At 58.4% G+C, this 18,975-nt stretch carries 25 protein-coding genes; 11 read left to right on the top strand and 14 right to left on the bottom strand.

All coding sequences use genetic code 11. The features are described 5' to 3' along the window. Nucleotides 1-385: 385 nt before the first annotated feature. The 4 genes from ACR0CR_RS09160 to ACR0CR_RS09145 are packed head-to-tail and all read right to left on the bottom strand — an operon-like array spanning nucleotide 386 to nucleotide 2,727. The gene (locus ACR0CR_RS09160) at nucleotides 386-826 is read right to left on the bottom strand and encodes a MarR family winged helix-turn-helix transcriptional regulator (RefSeq protein WP_480598322.1); all 441 of its coding nucleotides are present in this window, start codon (nucleotides 824-826) and stop codon (nucleotides 386-388) included. 14 nt (nucleotides 827-840) lie between these two features. Then, a complete protein-coding gene (locus tag ACR0CR_RS09155; RefSeq protein WP_480598321.1) occupies nucleotides 841-1,671 on the bottom strand; it encodes a carbon-nitrogen hydrolase family protein in 831 nt (276 codons plus the stop codon). Next, the gene (gene grxC / locus ACR0CR_RS09150) at nucleotides 1,668-1,925 is read right to left on the bottom strand and encodes a glutaredoxin 3 (RefSeq protein WP_170353766.1); all 258 of its coding nucleotides are present in this window, start codon (nucleotides 1,923-1,925) and stop codon (nucleotides 1,668-1,670) included. The genes ACR0CR_RS09155 and grxC overlap by 4 nt, the downstream gene beginning before the upstream one ends. 37 nt (nucleotides 1,926-1,962) lie before the next feature. Continuing rightward, nucleotides 1,963-2,727 carry a double zinc ribbon domain-containing protein gene (locus tag ACR0CR_RS09145; protein ID WP_480598320.1) on the bottom strand — a complete coding sequence of 255 codons (765 nt, stop codon included), beginning with the start codon at nucleotides 2,725-2,727 and terminating at the stop codon, nucleotides 1,963-1,965. Here ACR0CR_RS09145 and ACR0CR_RS09140 point away from each other — a divergent pair. Both ACR0CR_RS09140 and hemH read left to right on the top strand, forming a co-directional pair. Next, on the top strand, nucleotides 2,708-3,538 hold the full coding sequence (locus ACR0CR_RS09140; protein ID WP_480598319.1) for a methyltransferase domain-containing protein: 831 nt from the start codon (nucleotides 2,708-2,710) through the stop codon (nucleotides 3,536-3,538). The two genes, ACR0CR_RS09145 and ACR0CR_RS09140, sit on opposite strands and share 20 nt — an antisense overlap. A 57-nt stretch (nucleotides 3,539-3,595) precedes the next feature. Next, nucleotides 3,596-4,645 carry a ferrochelatase gene (gene hemH / locus ACR0CR_RS09135; RefSeq protein ID WP_480598318.1) on the top strand — a complete coding sequence of 350 codons (1,050 nt, stop codon included), beginning with the start codon at nucleotides 3,596-3,598 and terminating at the stop codon, nucleotides 4,643-4,645. Nucleotides 4,646-4,716: 71 nt separating this feature from the next. On the opposite strand, the gene ACR0CR_RS09130 is transcribed toward hemH, so the two are convergent. Then, nucleotides 4,717-4,899, bottom strand: a complete 183-nt coding sequence (locus tag ACR0CR_RS09130; RefSeq protein ID WP_005979327.1) for a hypothetical protein — start codon at nucleotides 4,897-4,899, stop codon at nucleotides 4,717-4,719. 140 nt (nucleotides 4,900-5,039) lie between these two features. Further along, nucleotides 5,040-5,639, bottom strand: coding sequence for a L,D-transpeptidase (locus ACR0CR_RS09125; RefSeq protein ID WP_480598317.1), 600 nt, complete (start codon nucleotides 5,637-5,639; stop codon nucleotides 5,040-5,042). 171 nt (nucleotides 5,640-5,810) lie between these two features. Here ACR0CR_RS09125 and dalA point away from each other — a divergent pair, with 171 nt between their 5' ends. After that, complete coding sequence (gene dalA, locus ACR0CR_RS09120) at nucleotides 5,811-6,326, top strand: divisome-associated lipoprotein DalA (RefSeq protein ID WP_480598316.1); 516 nt, start codon at nucleotides 5,811-5,813, stop codon at nucleotides 6,324-6,326. A gap of 48 nt (nucleotides 6,327-6,374) precedes the next feature. On the opposite strand, the gene ACR0CR_RS09115 is transcribed toward dalA, so the two are convergent. From ACR0CR_RS09115 to ACR0CR_RS09085, 7 genes are all read right to left on the bottom strand, one after another. After that, entirely contained in the window at nucleotides 6,375-6,839 is a 465-nt protein-coding gene (locus ACR0CR_RS09115) for a PTS sugar transporter subunit IIA (RefSeq protein ID WP_480598315.1), read from the bottom strand. Nucleotides 6,840-6,899: 60 nt separating this feature from the next. After that, entirely contained in the window at nucleotides 6,900-7,463 is a 564-nt protein-coding gene (gene hpf / locus ACR0CR_RS09110; RefSeq protein WP_480598314.1) for a ribosome hibernation-promoting factor, HPF/YfiA family, read from the bottom strand. A 253-nt stretch (nucleotides 7,464-7,716) separates the two neighbouring features. Next, nucleotides 7,717-8,475: an LPS export ABC transporter ATP-binding protein gene (gene lptB, locus ACR0CR_RS09105; protein ID WP_480598313.1), complete on the bottom strand. Its 759-nt coding sequence runs from the start codon at nucleotides 8,473-8,475 to the stop codon at nucleotides 7,717-7,719. Beyond that, a complete protein-coding gene (locus ACR0CR_RS09100) occupies nucleotides 8,475-8,966 on the bottom strand; it encodes an LptA/OstA family protein (protein WP_480598312.1) in 492 nt (163 codons plus the stop codon). The genes lptB and ACR0CR_RS09100 overlap by 1 nt, the downstream gene beginning before the upstream one ends. 3 nt (nucleotides 8,967-8,969) lie before the next feature. Continuing rightward, nucleotides 8,970-9,569 (bottom strand): LPS export ABC transporter periplasmic protein LptC, encoded by a 600-nt coding sequence (locus ACR0CR_RS09095; protein ID WP_480598311.1) that lies wholly within the window; start codon nucleotides 9,567-9,569, stop codon nucleotides 8,970-8,972. Between the two features lie 11 nt (nucleotides 9,570-9,580). Then, complete coding sequence (locus ACR0CR_RS09090) at nucleotides 9,581-10,549, bottom strand: KpsF/GutQ family sugar-phosphate isomerase (protein WP_480598310.1); 969 nt, start codon at nucleotides 10,547-10,549, stop codon at nucleotides 9,581-9,583. Beyond that, complete coding sequence (locus ACR0CR_RS09085) at nucleotides 10,546-11,160, bottom strand: ribonuclease D (RefSeq protein ID WP_480598309.1); 615 nt, start codon at nucleotides 11,158-11,160, stop codon at nucleotides 10,546-10,548. The genes ACR0CR_RS09090 and ACR0CR_RS09085 overlap by 4 nt, the downstream gene beginning before the upstream one ends. Before the next feature lie 133 nt (nucleotides 11,161-11,293). Here ACR0CR_RS09085 and ACR0CR_RS09080 point away from each other — a divergent pair, with 133 nt between their 5' ends. From ACR0CR_RS09080 to ACR0CR_RS09045, 8 genes are all read left to right on the top strand, one after another. After that, nucleotides 11,294-11,545, top strand: coding sequence for a metal-sensing transcriptional repressor (locus ACR0CR_RS09080; RefSeq protein WP_480598308.1), 252 nt, complete (start codon nucleotides 11,294-11,296; stop codon nucleotides 11,543-11,545). A gap of 3 nt (nucleotides 11,546-11,548) precedes the next feature. Next, nucleotides 11,549-12,868: an MFS transporter gene (locus ACR0CR_RS09075; protein ID WP_480598307.1), complete on the top strand. Its 1,320-nt coding sequence runs from the start codon at nucleotides 11,549-11,551 to the stop codon at nucleotides 12,866-12,868. 56 nt (nucleotides 12,869-12,924) lie between these two features. Then, a complete protein-coding gene (locus ACR0CR_RS09070; protein WP_480598306.1) occupies nucleotides 12,925-13,353 on the top strand; it encodes an Lrp/AsnC family transcriptional regulator in 429 nt (142 codons plus the stop codon). A 71-nt stretch (nucleotides 13,354-13,424) separates the two neighbouring features. Continuing rightward, nucleotides 13,425-14,114 (top strand): transglycosylase SLT domain-containing protein, encoded by a 690-nt coding sequence (locus tag ACR0CR_RS09065; RefSeq protein WP_480598305.1) that lies wholly within the window; start codon nucleotides 13,425-13,427, stop codon nucleotides 14,112-14,114. 69 nt (nucleotides 14,115-14,183) lie between these two features. Continuing rightward, nucleotides 14,184-16,211, top strand: coding sequence for a flagellar biosynthesis protein FlhA (gene flhA, locus ACR0CR_RS09060; protein ID WP_480598674.1), 2,028 nt, complete (start codon nucleotides 14,184-14,186; stop codon nucleotides 16,209-16,211). Continuing rightward, nucleotides 16,208-16,981, top strand: coding sequence for a flagellar biosynthetic protein FliR (locus tag ACR0CR_RS09055; RefSeq protein ID WP_480598304.1), 774 nt, complete (start codon nucleotides 16,208-16,210; stop codon nucleotides 16,979-16,981). Before flhA ends, ACR0CR_RS09055 begins: the two co-directional genes overlap by 4 nt. Further along, entirely contained in the window at nucleotides 16,978-18,066 is a 1,089-nt protein-coding gene (gene flhB, locus ACR0CR_RS09050) for a flagellar type III secretion system protein FlhB (RefSeq protein ID WP_480598303.1), read from the top strand. Before ACR0CR_RS09055 ends, flhB begins: the two co-directional genes overlap by 4 nt. Further along, complete coding sequence (locus ACR0CR_RS09045) at nucleotides 18,063-18,425, top strand: hypothetical protein (protein WP_480598302.1); 363 nt, start codon at nucleotides 18,063-18,065, stop codon at nucleotides 18,423-18,425. The genes flhB and ACR0CR_RS09045 overlap by 4 nt, the downstream gene beginning before the upstream one ends. Before the next feature lie 39 nt (nucleotides 18,426-18,464). Here ACR0CR_RS09045 and ACR0CR_RS09040 read toward each other — a convergent pair whose 3' ends face one another. Beyond that, on the bottom strand, nucleotides 18,465-18,971 hold the full coding sequence (locus ACR0CR_RS09040; protein ID WP_480598301.1) for a flagellar basal body-associated FliL family protein: 507 nt from the start codon (nucleotides 18,969-18,971) through the stop codon (nucleotides 18,465-18,467). Between the last annotated feature and the right edge of the window lie 4 nt (nucleotides 18,972-18,975).

Genomic DNA, 18,975 nt, shown 5'->3' with positions numbered 1-18,975 from the left:
GCTCGATTCTTGCTTTTGCCTTCGTAGTATTATGGCTGTTTGGGATGTTTGTTGCAGCACTTGGTCTAGCGTGTCAGTCACATCGTTTAGAAGGAAAGGCTAAGCTGGGCTTTTGTAACGCCGCTCTAATAAGCAGCATAGGGCTTCGTCTAACGCCTGCGGGGCGAGCCCGAGGATCATTGATGAACCTTGAGCGAGGTATCGCACTTTCGCAATTGGGTCGCAATGACCAGGCGCGAGCAGCTTTCGAACGCGCACTTCAGTATTCGCGCGCAGTCCCACAGAATTGGGGGCGAAGGCTCGTAGAAAGAATGAGCAAAGTTGACGATAAAGGTGCTGTGGATCTTTGGGAGTCGGTCGTCTCGGCTACCAAATAGTCGCGCCCCTACTCCCCTTCCAACTGCAACCGCAAATCCCGCAGCACGGGCAGCGTGCTGCGGACCCGCTCCAGCCCCAGCTCTCCGACCACGCGGTTGATCAGGGGGGCAATCGAGGAAATCGCCTGATCGCGGGCGCGGCGGCCGGCGGGGCTGATTGCGACCATCTTGCGGCGGGCGTCGTCCCAGTCGGGGCGGATGTGGATGTATCCGGCCCATTCCAGCTTGGCCAAGGTGTTGGTCATCGCCCCGCGCGTGACGTGAAAGGTGCTGGCCAGTTGCGCTGGTGTGCGCTCATCCCCCACGAACACCAGATGGTTCAGCACCGAAAAATGTGAGATTTCCATGCCCTTGGGCAGCACCCGGCTTAGCCGGTTGCGCAATAGTTGGTCGGCGGTCAGGATCTCGCTGAACAGCGTGACCGCAAGGGCATTGGTCTCGTCCGTCATGGGTCCGGCTCTGGTCAGGGGCCGTCAAAAGCCCGCAGGTGAGTCAAAGAGGGCACGCGGCGGCGCGCCTCGGACACAGAACTATCATCCAAATCGAAAATGTGAATGCCCGGATCGGTGCCTGCGTCGATGACGACCTCTCCCCACGGGGCCACAACCATGCTGTGGCCGTGGGTATGGCGCGTTTTGCCACGGGTCTTCGGGTGTTCGCCCGTCTGGGCCGGGGCAAGCACCCAGGCACCATTTTCAATCGCTCGTGCCCGCAACAGCGATTCCCAATGCGCCTTGCCCGTGACCGGAGAGAACGCCGCCGGAACGGTCAGAATTCGCGCGCCGCCCTGCGCCAAAGTGGCAAACAGATGCGGAAAGCGGATATCATAGCAGATGGTCAGGCCGACCTTGCCGAATTCGGTCTCGGCAATCACGGCCCGGTCGCCGGGGCGGTAGTTTTTCGATTCGCGGAAGGTCTCAGAGTCCGACACTTGCACGTCAAACATATGAATCTTGTCGTACCGCGCCACGATCTGACCCTGCGGGTCGATCATAAAGCAGCGATTGGCAAAGCGCCCATCCGCGTCGTGCGTCTTGACGGCCAGAGACCCGATCAGCAGCCACACGCCCAGCGCGGCGGCCTCATCCCGCAGGCCTGCCAGCGTCTGGTCGTCTTCTTCGTGCTGCAGAACCTCGCGTTGGCGCGTGGTCGAGGTGGAAACGCAATTCGTCACCTCGGGTGTCAGAATGAACTGCGCGCCCTGCGCGGCCGCTTCGGCCATCAGGGCGCGCACCATGTTCAGATTGTCAGACGGATCATCCGACGACGTGATCTGCAGCAGCGCAGTCTTCATGCCGCCAGCAGGCGGTCCAGCTTGCCCTGACGGTCCAGCTCATACAGATCGTCGCAGCCGCCCACATGCTGCGTACCGATGAAGATCTGCGGTACAGTGCGCTTGCCGCCCGCACGTTTGATCATCTCGGGTTTGCGTTTGGGATGCATCAGTACGTCGACCTCTTTGAACTCGACGCCCTTCTGTTTCAGCAGGCGTTTGGCCGCATGGCAGAAGCCGCACAGAGGCGATGTGTAAATCTCAACCGGTTTCATTGTCCGTCCCTTCGGGTTTCGCGTAATCTTGGGCGAATTAGGCATCCTTGGCAACGCGCGCTAGGGTCAACACGAAAATATGATTTGCCCCTGATGCAAGGCAGACCCGTGCACAGGCCGCAAGCGTCGCGCCCGAAGTCATCACATCATCCACCAAAAGCACGTCACGCCCCTGCATTTTAGGCCGCCGCTTTGGATGAACTGCGATCGCGTTTTCCAGCGTTTTGATGCGTTCTGCTGCAGTCTTGCCGTCCAGTACCGGGGTTTTGACCCGACGGGTCAACAAATCCGGGCAGACCTTTAGCCCGGTTTGCCGTCCCAGGTTCTGCGCCAGCAGGGCTGACTGATTGTAGCGTCGTTTCAAAAGGCGCGACCAGTGCAGCGGCACCGGCGCCACCAGCATGTCATCCCGGAACATCTCGCGCCCGGCCATGGCCATCCATCGCGCGGCGGGGCGCGCCAGCTCGGGCCGATCACCGTGCTTGAGCGCCAGGATCAACGTGCGCGCCTTGCCATCGTACAGCAAGGCCGATCGCCCATCCCGCCAGGGACGTGGCGTTTTCATGCAATCGTCGCATTCGATTCGGTTGCCGTCTGCCTCACCGGGCAGAGGCATCCCGCAGCTTTCACAGACGACCCCTCCGATGAACGGCGTGCCGCGCCAGCACGTGGCGCAGAGACCAAAATCGGATTCCGTCAGCGCTCCGCATCCCATGCAGCGTGGCGGGTAGACCAGTTCAACGGCGGTTTGAATTCGCTGCCGGATGCGATACTTGCGCCCTATGAAACTGCCTGACTCCACTGCACCCTCATTGTTCGACCGTCCGGCCCTTGCCCTGCACCGTGCCCGCGCGTGTGACGAGGCACTGTTTCTGCACCGCGCCGCCGTGGACGAAGTGCAGGATCGGCTCGCCATGGTTAACAAAACCTTTACGGCGCCTGCGGTGGTGACGCCGTTCGCGCCCATCTGGCGCGATGTGTTACCCGGCGCGCATATCATTCCCGATGAGGATGTACTGAATCTGAAGCCCGGCGCGCATGATCTGGTGATTCATGCGATGGCGCTACACTGGGCAAACGACCCCGTGGGCCAATTGATCCAATGCCACCGCGCGTTGCGGCCCGACGGGCTGCTGTTGGTGGCCTGTCTGGGCGGTGAAACGCTGAACGAACTGCGCGCCGCCTTGGGGCAGGCCGAGGTCGAGATCACCGGCGGCCTCAGCCCACGTATCGCCCCGATGGGCGAACTGCGTGATCTGGGCGGTTTGCTGCAACGCGCCGGGTTTGCGCTGCCGGTGGCCGACACCGCGCGACTGCCGGCAGAATACCGCGATCTGCCCCACCTGATGCACGACCTGCGCGCGATGGGAGAGACCAACAGCCTGAGCGCACGCGTCAAACGCCCCACCCGGCGGCGGGTGTTTAGCCGGGCGCAAGAGATTTACGCCGAACATTTCGCAACGTCCCAGGGACGCCTGCGCGCGACGTTTGAGTTGATCTGTCTGACGGGTTGGTCGCCGGACGACAGCCAGCCAAAACCCCTGCGTCCGGGATCAGCACAAGCGCGCCTTGCGGATGCGCTGGGCACGAAAGAGGGCAAACTGTCCGATTGACGGCGCGCGATTTCCCGTTATCTCAGCCCGAAACAAGACTGGTTCAGGAATTAACACATGTTTGACGCCATCCGCCCTGCTCATGCCGCCGCAGACCACCCCAAGGTCAAGATGGGGCGCGTCGGCATTCTGTTGGCCAATCTGGGCACGCCAGACGACTATTCCTACTGGCCCATGCGCCGGTATCTGAACGAGTTTCTGTCGGATCAACGTGTGATCGATTATCCGAAATGGAAATGGCAGCCGATCCTGCAAGGGATCATCCTGAGCAAACGCCCCTTCAGCTCGGGCGAGGCCTACAAATCGATCTGGAACCACGACAAGGGCGAAAGCCCGCTGATGACGATCACCAAGGATCAGACCGCCAAGCTGCGCGGTGCGATGCAGGACCGCTATGGCGATCAGGTGATGGTCGATTTTTGCATGCGTTACGGGAACCCCTCGACCAAATCCAAAGTGCGCGAAATGGTGGCCGCAGGCTGCGATCGCATCCTGTTTTTTCCACTGTATCCTCAATATGCAGGGGCCACGACCGCTACGGCCAATGATCAGTTTTTTCGCGCCTTGATGGACGAAGCCTGGCAACCCGCCAGCCGCACAGTACCAGCCTATTTCGACGAGCCCGCCTATATCGACGCGCTGGCCGGGTCGGTCGAAGCGGCCTATGCCGCGATGGAAACCAAACCCGACATTCTGGTCTGTTCTTATCACGGCATGCCCGAGCGGTATTTGCAGCAGGGCGATCCCTATCACTGCCAATGCGCGAAAACGAGCCGATTGCTGAAAGAACGGCTGGGTTGGAGCGATGATCAGTTGGTTTCAACCTTCCAGTCTCGGTTCGGACCCGAGGAATGGCTAAAACCCTATACGGTCGATCACGTCGCTGAACTGGCGCGACAAGGCAAGAAGAACATAGCCGTTATTGCCCCGGCCTTTTCAGCCGATTGCATCGAGACGCTGGAAGAGATCAACGAAGAGATCAAGGAGAGCTTTGAAGAGGCCGGTGGTGAGCATTTCACCTATGTCCCCTGCCTCAACGATGACGACGCTCACATTGCCGCGCTTGGAAAAGTTGTCGAAGATAACCTTAAGGGCTGGTTGGACTAACCCGCCCCGAAGAACAAAAAAAGGCGGTGGATCGCTCCACCGCCTTTTTGATTCGATTGAGTCTCGTCGACTTAGCCAGCTGCGACAGCTGCGGCTACAACAACCAGCAGGATCAGCGGCAGGATGATGCCCTGCGACGAACCTTGGGTTTCTTCGACAACAACAGGTGCTTCAACAACCGGCTCTTCCAGGTTGCCAGCATATGCGGTCGAAGCAGCAGCAGTCAGTGCAGCAGCGAGAACGAGTTTCTTCATAATTAACCTCCAGAATTTGCACGATTCCAATTGCCGAAACCGTACATCTAAGACTTACCTCGTGGGTTTTTCTAATCAGCTATCCCGATGGAATGCAATTGTAACTTGCGCCGCAAGCGGGTTCGTGCGCGAAAATGTCGTCAAATAAGCAACACCTGCGTACCAACCTGTGCCATTGCGAAAAGTTCCTCGATATCTTCATTAAAAAGCCCAATGCAGCCGTTTGACGATCGCCGCCCGATTTTGCGCGTGTCGTGGGTGCCATGAATGCGATAATATTTCCAACTCAGATATAAAGCGTGCGTGCCCAAAGGGTTATCGGGACCCGGCGGAATATGATCGGGCCACTCCGGGTTTCTCTTTTTCATCGACGGCGTGGGCGACCAGCTGGGCCCTTCAACCTTGCGGATAACGCTTGTACGCCCTCGGCGTGTCAATTCTTCGGTCAGGGGCACCGAAGATGGGTAAAGCTTGTAGACGGATTGGTCTTCTGACCAATAATGCAGCGCCCGCGATACGGTATCGACCAGAATTGCGCCGTTTTTCGTATCCGAAAAGTAGGGTGTCCAGCTTTGGGCCTGAAATCCTGACACATTGCGCCGCACCGGAGCCTCGGCCTCGGGCGCGGGACGCAGTGGGTCGCCCGGAATATATTGCGCGATCGCGGGCGTGGCGAGGCTGGTTGCGGCGCCGATCAGAAATCCGCGGCGCGTCGAAGTGATAATGCGGGGTTTGACCATGGTTACGTGGCCCTTTGATAAGAAACAGAGCAGAAATTAGCCGTATTCTATGGCCAGAATGCTTCAGTCGCAAATCAAACCGGCAGAATCATGCAAGCACGCGCCATTGTGCGTTTGCCCCAAGCGGTCAGGCAGGGTATTTGCGATGTCGACACAAGATTTAGGCCCATCATGACCCGTATTTTTTCTCTTTTGCTGATTTGTCTGACCGCGCTGGCCGCGTGTACTGATTCGGGAACCACCGCCCTGGGGGCGGACGGACGGCCTTTGCCAACCGTTTACAAAATCCGCGGTAACCCTGAAAAACTGCAGTTCCGGATGCTGGATTCGGTCAATGCGCTGCGTCAGGCTTCAGGCCTGCAACCGGTGCAGTTGAACGCGCAGTTGAATGCGGCGGCCGCCACCCATTCCAAAGACATGGCGCGGCAGAATCGACCCTGGCATTTCGGTTCGGACGGATCATCGCCGTTGGATCGCGCCACGCGCGTCGGGTATTTTGGTACGTTTTTGGGCGAAGCCATTTCCGAAACCTACGAGACCGAGACCGAAACCCTGGCCGCCTGGATGCAGGAACCTGGTCCACGCGCTGTTATCATGGACCCCAAAGCCACGCAGATGGGGTTTGCCTGGCATCAGGAAAACGGCGGCAAGATTTGGTGGACGCTGGAAATGGGCTCTGGCGGCTGAAACAACGCGCATCCCAAAGCAAAAGCCCCCAGAGATCGGGGGCTTTTTTTATGCGGCTTGCATTGACTGCGCTTCGGTCAGGATCGCATACAGCTTGACCGGGTCCGGATTGGCACGCAGCTTGGCACACACGCTCGAATCCCGCAGTGTCCGCGACACCAGAGCCAAGGCTTTCAGATGATCCACGCCGGCCTCTTCCGGGGCAAACAGTGAAAACGCCAGATCGACGGGCTGGCGATCGACCGAGCCAAAATCGATCGGTTTTTCCAACATGACAAATACCCCTGCGACGCTGTCCAGATCAGACAAACGTGCATGCGGCAACGCTACACCATGGCCAACGCCCGTGGGACCAAGGCTTTCACGTTCAAGCAGACTGTCTACGACCGTCTGCGCATTCAGCCCAAGGGTTCCCGCGGCAACTTCGCCGATTTCCTGAAACAAACGTTTCTTACTGGAAGCCGCGGACAACACACGCACCGCCTCGGGCTTCAAAATGCTCGAAAGCTCCATCGTTTCGCTCCTGGGCGATGCCCCCGTATCCACCGGGGGCAAGCCAACTCTTCTTGCCTGTTAAGGATCGATCCAGCCGATATTGCCGTCTTCGCGGCGATACACGACGTTCAACCCGTCCTTGTTCTCATTCCGGAACACCAGCACCGGGGCGCCTGCCAGTTCCATTTGCATGACAGCTTCGCCGACACTCAGCGACGGGATCTTGGTCTCCATCTCGGCCACAATCATAGGCTGCAGAGATTCGGGTTCGTCAGCTGTCTCCGATTCGTCCGAAGCGAGGATATATGCCGATGCCCCGAAGAGTTCAACCGGCTCGGACCGGTCCTTGTGGTGGTCCTTCAACCGGCGCTTGTAGCGGCGCAACTGGGTTTCCATTTTGTCGCAGCACCCTTCGAATGCCGCGTAGATTTCGGTTGCGTGCGCCTTGGCCTGAGCTGTCAGGCCTGTGGAAAGATGCACGGTGGTTTCGCAAACATATTCATGCGCCGAACGGGAAAAGATAACGCTGGCATCTGTTGGGCGCTGGGCATACTTGCCAACTACTTCGCCCAGTTCGGTCTGCACATGGGTCTGCAAGGCCGCACCGATGTCGATCTGTTTTCCGCTGATTTGGTAACGCATGTGATCTCCTTCACAATTCACACCCATTTTGACGCCAAGTGCTTTGGCGCGCTTGTTTTTTATCGGGTGGGGGGTCGAGGCACTTTTTGCGGTTGCCCCAGTTCCGGCCCTTCGACGAAGGGGCATCGAGATCCTGACTGGAACCGAAAAATTGCCATGACCCAATTGAGGCAAGAGACAGAGGAAGAGTCAATCAAAACAGACGTGTATATACGCGATTTCCGCCATGCGCCCAGCGCAATTCCGCGCAAGCTCATGAAATCCGGAAGTTTTCGCCCAGGTAAACCCGGCGAACGTTTTCGTTTTCGACAACTTCGTCCGGAGTTCCCGACATCAACACCTGACCGTCGTGCAGGATGTACGCCCGGTCAACAATTTCCAGAGTTTCGCGCACGTTGTGATCGGTAATGAGAACCCCAATGCCACGTTTCTTGAGATCCGCGACCAGATGACGGATATCGCCAACGCTGATCGGGTCAACGCCGGCAAACGGCTCGTCCAGCAACAAGTATTTAGGGTCGGCGGCCAGACAGCGCGCGATCTCAACACGGCGACGTTCACCGCCTGACAAGGCCAACGCGGGGGCCCGCCGCAAATGTTCGATCGAGAAATCGGACAACAGCTCTTCCAGCCGCTCTTTGCGACGGTGCGCATGGTCGACGGTGATATCCAGAACGGCGGCAATGTTGTCTTCAACGCTCATGCCGCGGAAGATCGACATTTCCTGCGGCAGATACCCAATGCCAAGACGGGCGCGGCGGTACATGGGCAGGGTTGTCACATTCTGACCGTCTATCGTCACGGTCCCTGCCTCGGGGAAAACCAGCCCGGCCACGGAATAGAAGGTCGTTGTCTTGCCCGATCCGTTCGGCCCCAAAAGCGCAACCACCTCGGACCGGTCCAATGTCATCGATACGTCGCGGATCACCGTTTTCTTGCGATAGGATTTCCGCAGCTTTTCAATCTTCAGGCCCGAAGAACCCGGGGCAACGGACAAATTGGGGCGGGCCATCAGTTCTGACCCTGTTGCAGGATGGTTTTGACGCGGCCCGACATGGTCGCTGTACCGGTTGTCAGGTTCGCGGTCATCTGGTCGCCGCTGATAACGCTGGGCCCCTGGGTCAGCAGAACATTGCCCCTCATCTCGATCACGCCCGAGTCGATGGTGTATTCCGCAAAATCTCCCTCGGCAGCATCAGGTGGGCTGACCAGAACGACGTTTTCCCTGGCTTCCATCCGCTCGATGGCCGAGCGGTCCTGATTATAGATGACAAGCACTCGTTCTGCCGTCAGGCGCATTTCGCCCTGAATGACGATCACGTTGCCAATAAACTCGGCCGATCCGTCTTCCTGGTTCACGTTGAGCGTCTCGGACGTCACCTCGACAGGCAGAGTGGGGTCTGCCTTGACCGACCCGAATGCAACCTGCGCCTCTTGCGCGGACGCCGGCAGCGTGGCGAAGACAAAAGCGAACCAAACAAAGACGATACGAAAATAGAACACAGGTTATCTTTCAGCTTTTTGAGGCTCGTATATCAGCTTCACACCATCTGTAAAAAGAATATGGACCGGTCCGTCCTTTTTTTCTGTTCCGAACGTCATGCGCCCGGCAGTGAAATCTCCGATCGGCCCGATTCCGTCTATCTGTCCGGGTGTATCGCCGCGAATTTCGTCCAGCGACGTATTCAGCAACTCGGTCGTGATCTGAATACCGTCTGTCGTCGTGATGACCACGTCGCCGACGAAGGTTGCCGTTCCTTTGTCGGGCCGGATTGTACCGCTGTTGGAAACCAGTGTGATCTCGCCGCCATTGCGCAAGCCAAAGCGGCCCTGCAGGTCTGCCGCAGTTGGGTTGTCACCTTCACTGCCCTGGCGTGCATTCAGCGCCTCGACCTGAATTTCTTCGCCATCTGCGGTTACACCCCGATAGTTCGGCTGCGTGACAACCTGATCCGACAAACGCTCGTCAATGTCCTTGCTGGAAAACGGCACCGAAACGTTGTTATCAACGCTTCGTGACAACAGAAACACTGTGGACAAAAGCAATATCGCGGCCAGCGGCAGCAGTACCTTGAGGAACTGCACCATGCGCGAATAGCGATCCACCCTGTCCACCTTCAGCCCAGACCAACGCGCAGGCAGTCGTGGATATGCAGCAGACCTTGCGCCTGTCCTTGTGTGTCCGGATCAACTACGAAAAGTGAGGTGATCTTGCGATCATTCATGATACCCACGGCCTCTTCTGCCATAGCGTCGGGACCGATCGTTGTTGGGTTTTCGGTCATCACCTGCTCTGCTGTGTTCTCCAACAATCCGTCCAGATGCCGACGCAAGTCGCCATCGGTGATGATCCCGGCCAAGTGCCCGCTTTCATCGGTGACGCCTGCAACACCGAACCCTTTCTGGCTTATTTCGATCAGCGTGTCGCCCATGGGCGTGTCCGCGCTGACCAAAGGCAGCGCAGCGCCCGTATGCATCAGATCGCGAACCGTGCTGAGCCGCGCGCCCAGCTTGCCGCCGGGATGAAAGGCACGAAAATCCTCGGGCTTGAAGTCCCGATGTTTCATCAGCGCAATGGCCAGCGCATCCCCCATCGCCAGCGTCAACGTGGTCGAGATTGAGGGCACCATGCCAAAGCCACAGGCCTCACCCAGCGACGGGATCAACAGATGCACGTCGGCCTGTTTCATCAGCGTGCTCTCGGGCTTGCTGGACAGGCCGATCAACGGGATGCCAAACCGGCGCGTAAAGGCCAACAGATTGGCCAGTTCAGGTGCCTCACCCGAATTCGAGATGGCCAGAACAACGTCGCCTTTCGACACCATGCCCAGATCGCCATGGCTGGCCTCAGCCGGGTGCACGAAATAGGCCGGTGTTCCAGTGCTGGCCAGCGTGGCGGCAATCTTGTGGCCGATGTGGCCGGATTTTCCGATGCCGCTGACAATCAACCGGCCTTTGACCTGCAGGACAAGCTGCACGGCTTCGGCAAACTGCGCGTCCAGGCCGGCGGCCAAAACATCCAGAGCTCGGGCTTCGTCAGTGACGACTTGTCTTGCGGTTTTCAAAAAAGCGTCGATATCGGTCATGAGTGCGCAAAAATATCCGTTTCGGGCCAACCGGCCAAGTCCAGTTTCGCACGCATTGGCAGAAACTCAAAACACGCCTGCGCCATCTCGGTGCGCCCCTCGCGGGCAAGGCGGCCATCCAGTGCATCGCGCAAACGGTGCAGATACAGAACATCCGACGCCGCATACTCCAGCTGCGCGTCCGAAAGCGTTTCCGCGCCCCAGTCGCTCATCTGCTGCTGTTTCGAGATATCGACACCGATCAGTTCCTGACACAGGTTCTTCAATCCGTGCCGATCCGTGTAAGTGCGGACCAACCGGCTGGCAATCTTGGTGCAATATACCGGTGCGGCCAATGCGCCGAACGTATGATACATCGCGGCGATGTCGAAACGCCCGAAGTGAAACAGCTTCAGAACATCCGGGTTTTCGAGCATCGCGCACAAGTTGGGGGCCTCGGTCTGGCCCTGTTCGACTTGAACAATGTGGCTGTTGCCATCTCCACCGGACATCTGGATCACGCACAGGCGATCACGGTGCGGGTTCAGCCCCATCGTTTCGCAATCAATGGCCACAACGGGACCCAGATCCAGCCCGTCCGGCAGGTCGTTTTTATAAAGATGGTTTGCCACGCGGTGTTCCTTTGTGCGTCTTCGACCCCGAAATAGGAGGTTTCGCCAGCAAACTCAACGCCAGCAAACCTGCGGCAGAAACAACCCGCCGGGTCGCTTGACCATATCCCCATGGGGAGGATAAGGATATTCCATGACTCAATACGCTCATCAATCTCACCCGCAGATCACGGCGCGCCTGAAGCGTGCGCATGGTCACCTTGGCAAAGTCATCGCCATGCTGCAGGACGAAGCCTCCTGCGCCGACATCGCACAGCAACTTTTTGCCGTTGAAAAAGCGATCACAAATGCCAAGCGCGCATTGATCCACGATCATGTGGATCACTGTCTGACGGCGACGGGCACAGAGATTGAGGACTTCAAGGCGATAACCAAGTATCTTTGAGCCATGTTCAGTGTTCTAAGAAACCGCACGTACCGACACCTGCTGGCCGCGCAAATCGTTGCTCTGACCGGAACCGGGCTGGCAACGGTGGCGCTTGGCCTGTTGGCCTATGATCTGGCCGGAGGCGCAGCGGGCATGGTTCTGGGAACCGCGCTAACCATCAAGATGGTGGCCTATGTCACAATCGCGCCTCTGGCTGCTGCCTTTGCAGAACTTTTGGACAGGCGCAGAATGCTGGTTGCATTGGATCTGGTGCGTGCGCTGGTCGCCATTTGCCTGCCTTTCGTCACCGAGATCTGGCAGGTTTACGTACTGATCTTTGTGCTGCAATCCGCCTCTGCCGGGTTCACACCCGCGTTTCAGGCCACAATCCCGGATGTTTTGACGGATGAACAGGATTATACAAAGGCGCTGTCCCTGTCCCGTCTGGCTTATGATCTGGAAAGCCTGCTCAGCCCGATGCTCGCGGCAGCGCTTTTGCTGGTAGTCAGCTTTAACAGCCTGTTTTGGGGCACCGGGTTTGGCTTTGTGGCGTCCGCGATACTGGTGGTATCGGTTGCATTGCCCTCACCCCGACCGACCAAACGACGCGGTGTTTACGACCGGACGACTCGCGGGATTCGCATCTATCTCAAGACCCCGCGCCTGCGCGGCCTGCTGGCCCTAAGTTGGACCGCAGCAGCGCTGAGCGCGATGGTCATCGTCAATACGGTTGTCATCGTCCGCGCGCAGTTGGGTCTATCAGAAAGCGATGTTGCCATTGCTTTGGCAGGGTTCGGAGCTGGATCGATGCTGGCGGCCTTTGCCCTGCCGCACCTATTGGACCACATCCCTGATCGGCGGGTCATGCTGGGCGGAGCCGTTTTGGCAACCGGTTCCATGGCGGCATTCGCCGTCGCCTCAGCAATACTCCCCCTTTCCCTTAACCTGCTGACCGTCGTTTGGGCAATGGTCGGGTTTGGATACGCGGCGACACTGACGCCCTCGGGCCGTCTGCTGACCCGCTCGGCACATCCCGAGGATCGCCCAGCCGTCTTCGCGGCGCAATTCACTTTGTCCCACGGCTGCTGGCTGGTGCTATATCCACTGGCCGGGTGGCTGATGACTCAATTCGGATCAACGGTCGCGATGGCTGGGCTGTCGACTGCGGCGACGCTGGGGTTTGCCTGCGCGTTGATTGCCTGGCCGCGCGGAACGAAGGATGCGATTGTCCATGACCACCCCGACCTTCCCCTGGATCATCCCCATCTTGCAGGACCGGCCCCGCATGCCCATCCGATTGTGATCGACGACCTGCACCCGCAATTCCCAAGACAGTCTTGAGCCCACCTGCCGCTCTGCCCTAAACCAAGGTGTGACCAGTCAAAACCGGAGCGTGAATGGACCAGCTCGACCGCCGCATCATCGCAGCCCTGCAGCACAACGCACGGGATTCGACCACGCGCATCGCCGCAACGCTCGGGGTGGCGCGAACAACCGTCCACGAACGCATTCACCGGCTTGAAGAACGGGGCATCATCCAGGGCTATTCAGTGGTTTTGGGCGAAACCGAGGATACGCCAAAGGTCCAGATCATCGTTTTGTTAGAAGTTCAGCAGAAAGAAACCACGCGTATCATAAAGCGGCTGGACGCCTATCCCGAGGTCAAACTGTGCCTGTCGATCAACGGCGAGTTCGATCTGCTGCTGACCGCCGAGGCGCCAAGGATCGAGGATCTGGACATTCTGGTCGACGAACTGGCCAAAGTCCCCGGTGTTTTGCGCACCAACACCAGCGTCGTCTTTGGCCGAAAGATCGACCGGACCTGAGCCACGCTAACGCTCTGTAAACCGAAATCCGGCTAGCGTTGCGGGAAGCGAAAGAATCCCGGACCGGCAGAATGCCAAAACCCTTCCTTCCTGCAATATTTTTACTGGTGCAGTTTTTGAATGCGCCGGTTGCCTCGGCGATGTCAGATGTTGCCACGCTGTGCGACCGCGCCGCAGAGCGGGCGGCTCTGGCTGAGGGTGTGCCGCTCAACGTTCTCAGGGCGATCACCCGCGTTGAAACCGGGCGCACGCGCGGTGGGGTTTTTGAACCCTGGCCTTGGACGGTAAATCTGGAAGGAAAAGGGTATTGGTTCGCTTCTGAGGCCGAAGCCAAATCCTATGTTTTCAACGTCTTCAAAGACGGTGCACGCAGCTTTGATGTCGGCTGCTTTCAGATCAACTACCGTTGGCATGGCAAGGCCTTTCGCTCCATCGACGCGATGTTTGATCCCGATGAAAACGCAACCTATGCAGCGCGGTTCTTGAACCAGCTCTATTCCGAACTAGGCTCCTGGCCCGCCGCCGCTGGCGCGTATCACTCTCGCACACAGTCGCTGGCGCAGGCGTATCGGGGCCGGTTTCAAACCATCCTGGCCGGGTTGGAAGACCCGGTGCCCAAAAGCCCGAATAAGACAACAAACACTCTGTTCTTTGTCGCCGCACCTCTGGTCCCGTCTTGGGACAGGGCCTCGCCATCCGTCGTTCGGGGTTCGCTGGTTCCGAACACGGGCGCCACCACCGCCTTCATCCCCTTCAATTAGGAGCCCGCAGTGCCAAGAATCGACATACGCGCCCTGTTTTCGCCCACAGTTTTGCTGGCGATGGCCCTGATGGCGATCATCGTGATGATGATCCTGCCAATGCCGGCCTGGGTGCTGGATGTCGGTCTGGCCGCGTCCTTTGCGTTGGCCATCCTGATCTTTACGCTAACGCTTTTCATTGAACGTCCGCTGGATTTTTCGTCCTTTCCAACGATCCTTCTGGCCTCTTTGATGTTGCGCCTTTCGCTGAACATTTCGTCGACCAAGCTGATCATCGGTCAAGGGCATACTGGCACCAATGCCGCAGGCAACGTGATCGAAGGGTTTGCCCAATTCGTCATGGGCGGCAGCATCTTTCTGGGCCTCGTGGTCTTTGGCGTGCTGTTGATCGTGAACTTCATGGTCATCACCAAGGGGGCCGCCCGCATGGCCGAGGTCGGCGCGCGATTTGCACTGGATGGTATGCCCGGCAAGCAGTTGGCCATCGACAGCGATATGTCAGCCGGGGCCATCGATCACCAGCAAGCCAAAGAGCGGCGCGAGCGGGAACAGCAAGAAACGACATTTTTCGGCTCATTGGACGGCGCATCCAAATTCGTTAAAGGCGATGCAGTCGCCGGGTTGCTGATCACTTTACTGAACCTTGTGATGGGGTTGGTTATGGGAGTGATCGTGCACGGAATGCCACTGGGCTCGGCGTTCGAAACCTATGCGATTCTGACTGTTGGCGATGGTCTCGTGTCACAGATCCCAGCTGTCATCATCTCGATTGCGTCGGCCCTATTGTTGGCACGTGGCGGCACGCAAGGGGCCACGGACAGCGCGATTTTTGCCCAGCTTGGGCGGCATCCGACGGCCTTGGCTGCGGTTTCGGTGCTGATGGCTCTGTTCGCGCTGGTTCCCGGGCTGCCCTTTGTGCCGTTTATCCTAGGGGCTGGTGTGCTGGGCTTCGCCGCTTTCAAAGGGCTGCAAAAGCAGAAATCGCAACAAGCCGCGGCCGAAGTCCCGAAGGCGGACACAGACACTCCTGTGTCCCAGGCCATCGGCGATATCCTCGATTTGGACGACGTGCATCTGGAATTTGCACCTGACCTAGTCAGCATGGTTTTGAATCCAGGCACTGGGCTGGATGCGCGAATTGCCAATATGCGCACCTATGTGGCGTCGAGCTTTGGCCTGATCCTGCCCGAGATCCGACTGACCGACCGCGCGGATCTTCCGACCGGAACCTATGTGATCAAAGTACACGGGGTGGAGCAGGCCCGGGGGGTGCTGAATTCCGACCTCGTGCTGGCGTTGGTCCAGGATGGCCAGGACATGCTGCCAGATGGCAACGACGTCACCGAGCCCGTGTACGGAGCCCCGGCGCGTTGGATATTGCCAAAAGACCAGGAGGCCGCCGCACTGAACGGGGCCACTATCGTCACGCCGCCCGAAATTCTGGCCACGCATCTGCTGGAGATCATCAAACAGAATTTCTCGCGCCTACTGACCCTGAAGTCCCTGCGGCGTCTGCTATCCGAGATGACACGCCTCAGCGATAGCGCCCGGGCCGAGGCAAACCGAAAACTGCTGGATGAACTCATCCCCGACAAAGTGCCGATCGATACGTTACACGCCGTGCTGCGCCTGTTGCTGGACGAAAAGGTCTCGATCCGCAATATGGCGCTGATCCTCGAAGCCGTGGCCGAGGCGCGTCTGACCACCACGCAGCCCGAAGGCATCTGCGAACTGGTGCGCCAAAGGCTGGGTTTTCAGCTTGTGGCAGATATGAAGCGCGAAGATGGCTCGATCCCACTCATTCAGCTTGCCCCGGAATGGGAAGACACCTTCGCAACCTACCAGATCGACGCGCCCAATGCCGGGCTGGATGTGGCGCTGCCCCCAAATCTGTTCAACAAGCTGGCGGATGGTGTAACCAGCACTGTGGCGCAGTCGGCGGATCACGGTTTGTTCCCTGCGGTTGTGACCTCGAGCCGACGGCGCAAGCTGCTGCGCACCATCATGCACGCACGCGGGGTTTCGAACCCGGTTCTGTCCTTTGAGGAAATCGGGCTGGAGGCGCGCCCGGCGCTGGTTGGAACGGTGCCCGCGTGATCGCCCTACCGCCAGAGTTTCTGCCCCAACTGGGTGAGGGGGTCTGGCACCTTTTTGCGGTGTTTCTACGCATCTCGGCACTGGTATCCCTGATGCCCGCTTTCGGGGAACGCAGCATACCGACGCGTGTGAAACTCGGGGTGGCGATCGCATTTACCCTGATCGTGGCGCCAGCTGTTCCAGCGGACGCCATAGCCACTAACATGCCGTCATTGGCCGGGCTGATCGTGGTCGAAATTCTAATCGGTCTGGCCCTTGGGATCGGTCTGCGGCTGTTTGTACTGGCCTTGCAGACCGCGGGTTCGATCGCCGCGCAGGCGACGTCCCTTTCGCAGATCCTGGGCGGAGCCGCGACCGAGCCTGTCCCGGCGATGGGCTATCTTCTGACGTTGGCCGGTCTGGCTTTGGCGATGTTGATGGGGCTGCATGTCCGCGCGGCCCAGTTTCTGATCCAAAGCTACATCATGCTGCCCATGGGAATGACGCCGACGGCGTCCGATATGACCCAATGGGGGGTTGGCCAGATTGGTCGGAGTTTTGGCCTGGCCTTCGCGCTGGCAACACCGTTTGTCATCGCCTCTTTGATCTATAACCTCGCCCTTGGTGTGATCAACCGCGCCATGCCGCAGCTTATGGTTGCCTTTGTCGGTGCCCCGGCGATCACCTTCGCTGGGCTCTTTTTGCTGTTCGCCGGAACTCCGCTGATCCTGTCGGTCTGGTCTGACGCCCTGCTCAGCTTTCTTCATAATCCGTTGGAGGTTCCACATTGAGCGCCTCGGATGATGACAGCGAAAAGTCCTTTGAAGCAACGCCTCAGAAACTGGAAAAGGCACGCAAAAAGGGTGAGATTGCGAAGTCCAACGATTTGTCGGTTGTGGCCGCATATTCAGGGCTACTGATCGCATTGTTTCTGGCCGGTCGCTACACGGCGGAAAAGCTTGGCGCGGTTTTTGTTGTTTTGATTGACCAGTCCGATCACATCGGCGCGTTATTGGTCAACGGACCCGCGTCCAGCACGACGGCAGGGCTTTTGTCGTCCGCTCTGCTTCCGATCTCAGCCCTGTTTGTCCTGCCTGCAGCGGCGGTCTTGCTCAGCCTGATCGCGCAGCGGGCGCTGGTGTTTGCGCCGGACAAGCTAAAACCCAAAGCCTCTCGCATTTCAGTCGTCTCAAATGCAAAGAACAAATTCGGTCGCGGCGGTTTGTTCGAATTCTTCAAAAGCTTGGTCAAATTGCTGGTCTATTGCACCTGCCTGGCGCTGTTTCTTCGGTCAAACCTGTCGGACATCCTGACGGCCAGCACCGCGCCGGCCAGATCCTCGATCCCGCTGATGATGGCGTTGCTGTTTCGGTTTCTGTTGATCGTAATCCTGATCGCCCTCGCCATCGGAGTGGTGGATTACCTGTGGCAACACGCTGAGCATCAGCGCAAGAACAGAATGTCGCGAAAGGAAATCCAGGACGAAACCAAGGACGCAGAAGGCGATCCTCATGTCAAACAACAACGCAGACAACGCGCGCAGGATATCGCCAGCAACCAGATGATGACGGATGTGCCAAAGGCGGATGTTGTCATCGTCAACCCCACCCATTTCGCCGTTGCCCTAAAGTGGTCTCGCGCATCGGGCTCGGCTCCGATCTGCGTGGCCAAAGGCGTGGACGAGGTGGCGGCAGCGATCCGGTCCAAGGCCGGTGACGCGGGCGTTCCGATCCATTCCGACCCACCCACAGCTCGGGCCTTGCACGCGACGGTTGAGATCGGCCAGGAAATCTCCGAGGAATATTACCGCCCCGTCGCCGCCGCCATCCGGTTCGCCGAAGCCATGCGAAAGCGAGCCAAGGGGCAAATCCGATGACCAAGATCCGCCTGTCCGATTTGGCCACTGTGACCGATGCAGTATTTCAGCGCGAATACCGAGAGCTAAGACCTGTCCTGCAGAAAGAGGCCCGTTTGCTCGCGCAACTGGCTCGGCTGGATCAGCAGGTCGCCGAAGTGAAATCAGAAAGCGCAAAAACAGATGGATACACCGTCACCGGGGGCGATATGCTCTGGCACGGTTGGGAATCCGCCACCCGCCGAAATCTGAATATCGAACTAGCACGGGCGCGGGCGCAGAAACTGGCCGCGATGGACAACCTACGCACCGCGTTCGGACGCAAACACGCGGTGGAAACTCTGGTCAAACAACAAATTACAAAAAGGCGCGGCCCATAGGCACCGCCGATTGTGGGGTGCCGGGTTTTGACGCCATGATCAGGTGTCCTGTCGACTGACATTCATGATCAGCACCCGCGACACATCCGAACCCATTTCTTTTTTAGCCTGCTCCAGCAAGGCCTGTCGCAGCGATTCAAGATTGTCGGACGTGGTGAACACCCCGTCGAAACCGCCCGTGTTGGCGTGATCGAACATGACCTGCAGAAAACCGTCCCTGAGTTTCGGCTCGATCTCATAGATTTCCTCGGCAATCCCGGGTTTGGTTTCAAGGCTCAGCGACATTGTCACCAACGCTGAAACCTCATCCTGGTCAACGACGGGTACAACAAACTGCTTTGAGAGCTTGAAATATTCATGCGTGTTCGACGTCGTGCCGTCTTTGGTCTTTTTCGCGCTGGCCTTATCCATTTTTGGTTTGGGTTTCGCCTCGTTCTCGACTTTTGGCGCGTCCTTTGCCGCGCCAGAGGACAAGACCCAACCGGAGCCAGCGCCCGCAGCGACACCCACTGCCAGAAGAAGAACGGGTAGAAGTTTCGCAATCATTTCT

It is taken from the genome of Ruegeria sp. AM2 (assembly GCF_056540685.1).
This window is presented reverse-complemented; position numbering and strand designations above follow the sequence as displayed.

Excerpts from the sequence above, each read along its gene's own strand:
- ACR0CR_RS09160 (WP_480598322.1), bottom strand. The coding sequence starts at position 826 with ATGACGGACGAGACCAATGCCCTTGCGGTCACGCTGTTCAGCGAGATC.
- ACR0CR_RS09155 (WP_480598321.1), bottom strand. The coding sequence starts at position 1,671 with ATGAAGACTGCGCTGCTGCAGATCACGTCGTCGGATGATCCGTCTGAC.
- grxC (WP_170353766.1), bottom strand. The coding sequence starts at position 1,925 with ATGAAACCGGTTGAGATTTACACATCGCCTCTGTGCGGCTTCTGCCAT.
- ACR0CR_RS09140 (WP_480598319.1), top strand. The coding sequence starts at position 2,708 with ATGAAACTGCCTGACTCCACTGCACCCTCATTGTTCGACCGTCCGGCC.
- hemH (WP_480598318.1), top strand. The coding sequence starts at position 3,596 with ATGTTTGACGCCATCCGCCCTGCTCATGCCGCCGCAGACCACCCCAAG.
- ACR0CR_RS09130 (WP_005979327.1), bottom strand. The coding sequence starts at position 4,899 with ATGAAGAAACTCGTTCTCGCTGCTGCACTGACTGCTGCTGCTTCGACC.
- ACR0CR_RS09125 (WP_480598317.1), bottom strand. The coding sequence starts at position 5,639 with ATGGTCAAACCCCGCATTATCACTTCGACGCGCCGCGGATTTCTGATC.
- dalA (WP_480598316.1), top strand. The coding sequence starts at position 5,811 with ATGACCCGTATTTTTTCTCTTTTGCTGATTTGTCTGACCGCGCTGGCC.
- ACR0CR_RS09115 (WP_480598315.1), bottom strand. The coding sequence starts at position 6,839 with ATGGAGCTTTCGAGCATTTTGAAGCCCGAGGCGGTGCGTGTGTTGTCC.
- hpf (WP_480598314.1), bottom strand. The coding sequence starts at position 7,463 with ATGCGTTACCAAATCAGCGGAAAACAGATCGACATCGGTGCGGCCTTG.
- lptB (WP_480598313.1), bottom strand. The coding sequence starts at position 8,475 with ATGGCCCGCCCCAATTTGTCCGTTGCCCCGGGTTCTTCGGGCCTGAAG.
- ACR0CR_RS09090 (WP_480598310.1), bottom strand. The coding sequence starts at position 10,549 with ATGACCGATATCGACGCTTTTTTGAAAACCGCAAGACAAGTCGTCACT.
- ACR0CR_RS09080 (WP_480598308.1), top strand. The coding sequence starts at position 11,294 with ATGACTCAATACGCTCATCAATCTCACCCGCAGATCACGGCGCGCCTG.
- ACR0CR_RS09075 (WP_480598307.1), top strand. The coding sequence starts at position 11,549 with ATGTTCAGTGTTCTAAGAAACCGCACGTACCGACACCTGCTGGCCGCG.
- ACR0CR_RS09070 (WP_480598306.1), top strand. The coding sequence starts at position 12,925 with ATGGACCAGCTCGACCGCCGCATCATCGCAGCCCTGCAGCACAACGCA.
- ACR0CR_RS09065 (WP_480598305.1), top strand. The coding sequence starts at position 13,425 with ATGCCAAAACCCTTCCTTCCTGCAATATTTTTACTGGTGCAGTTTTTG.
- flhA (WP_480598674.1), top strand. The coding sequence starts at position 14,184 with ATGGCGATCATCGTGATGATGATCCTGCCAATGCCGGCCTGGGTGCTG.
- ACR0CR_RS09045 (WP_480598302.1), top strand. The coding sequence starts at position 18,063 with ATGACCAAGATCCGCCTGTCCGATTTGGCCACTGTGACCGATGCAGTA.
- ACR0CR_RS09040 (WP_480598301.1), bottom strand. The coding sequence starts at position 18,971 with ATGATTGCGAAACTTCTACCCGTTCTTCTTCTGGCAGTGGGTGTCGCT.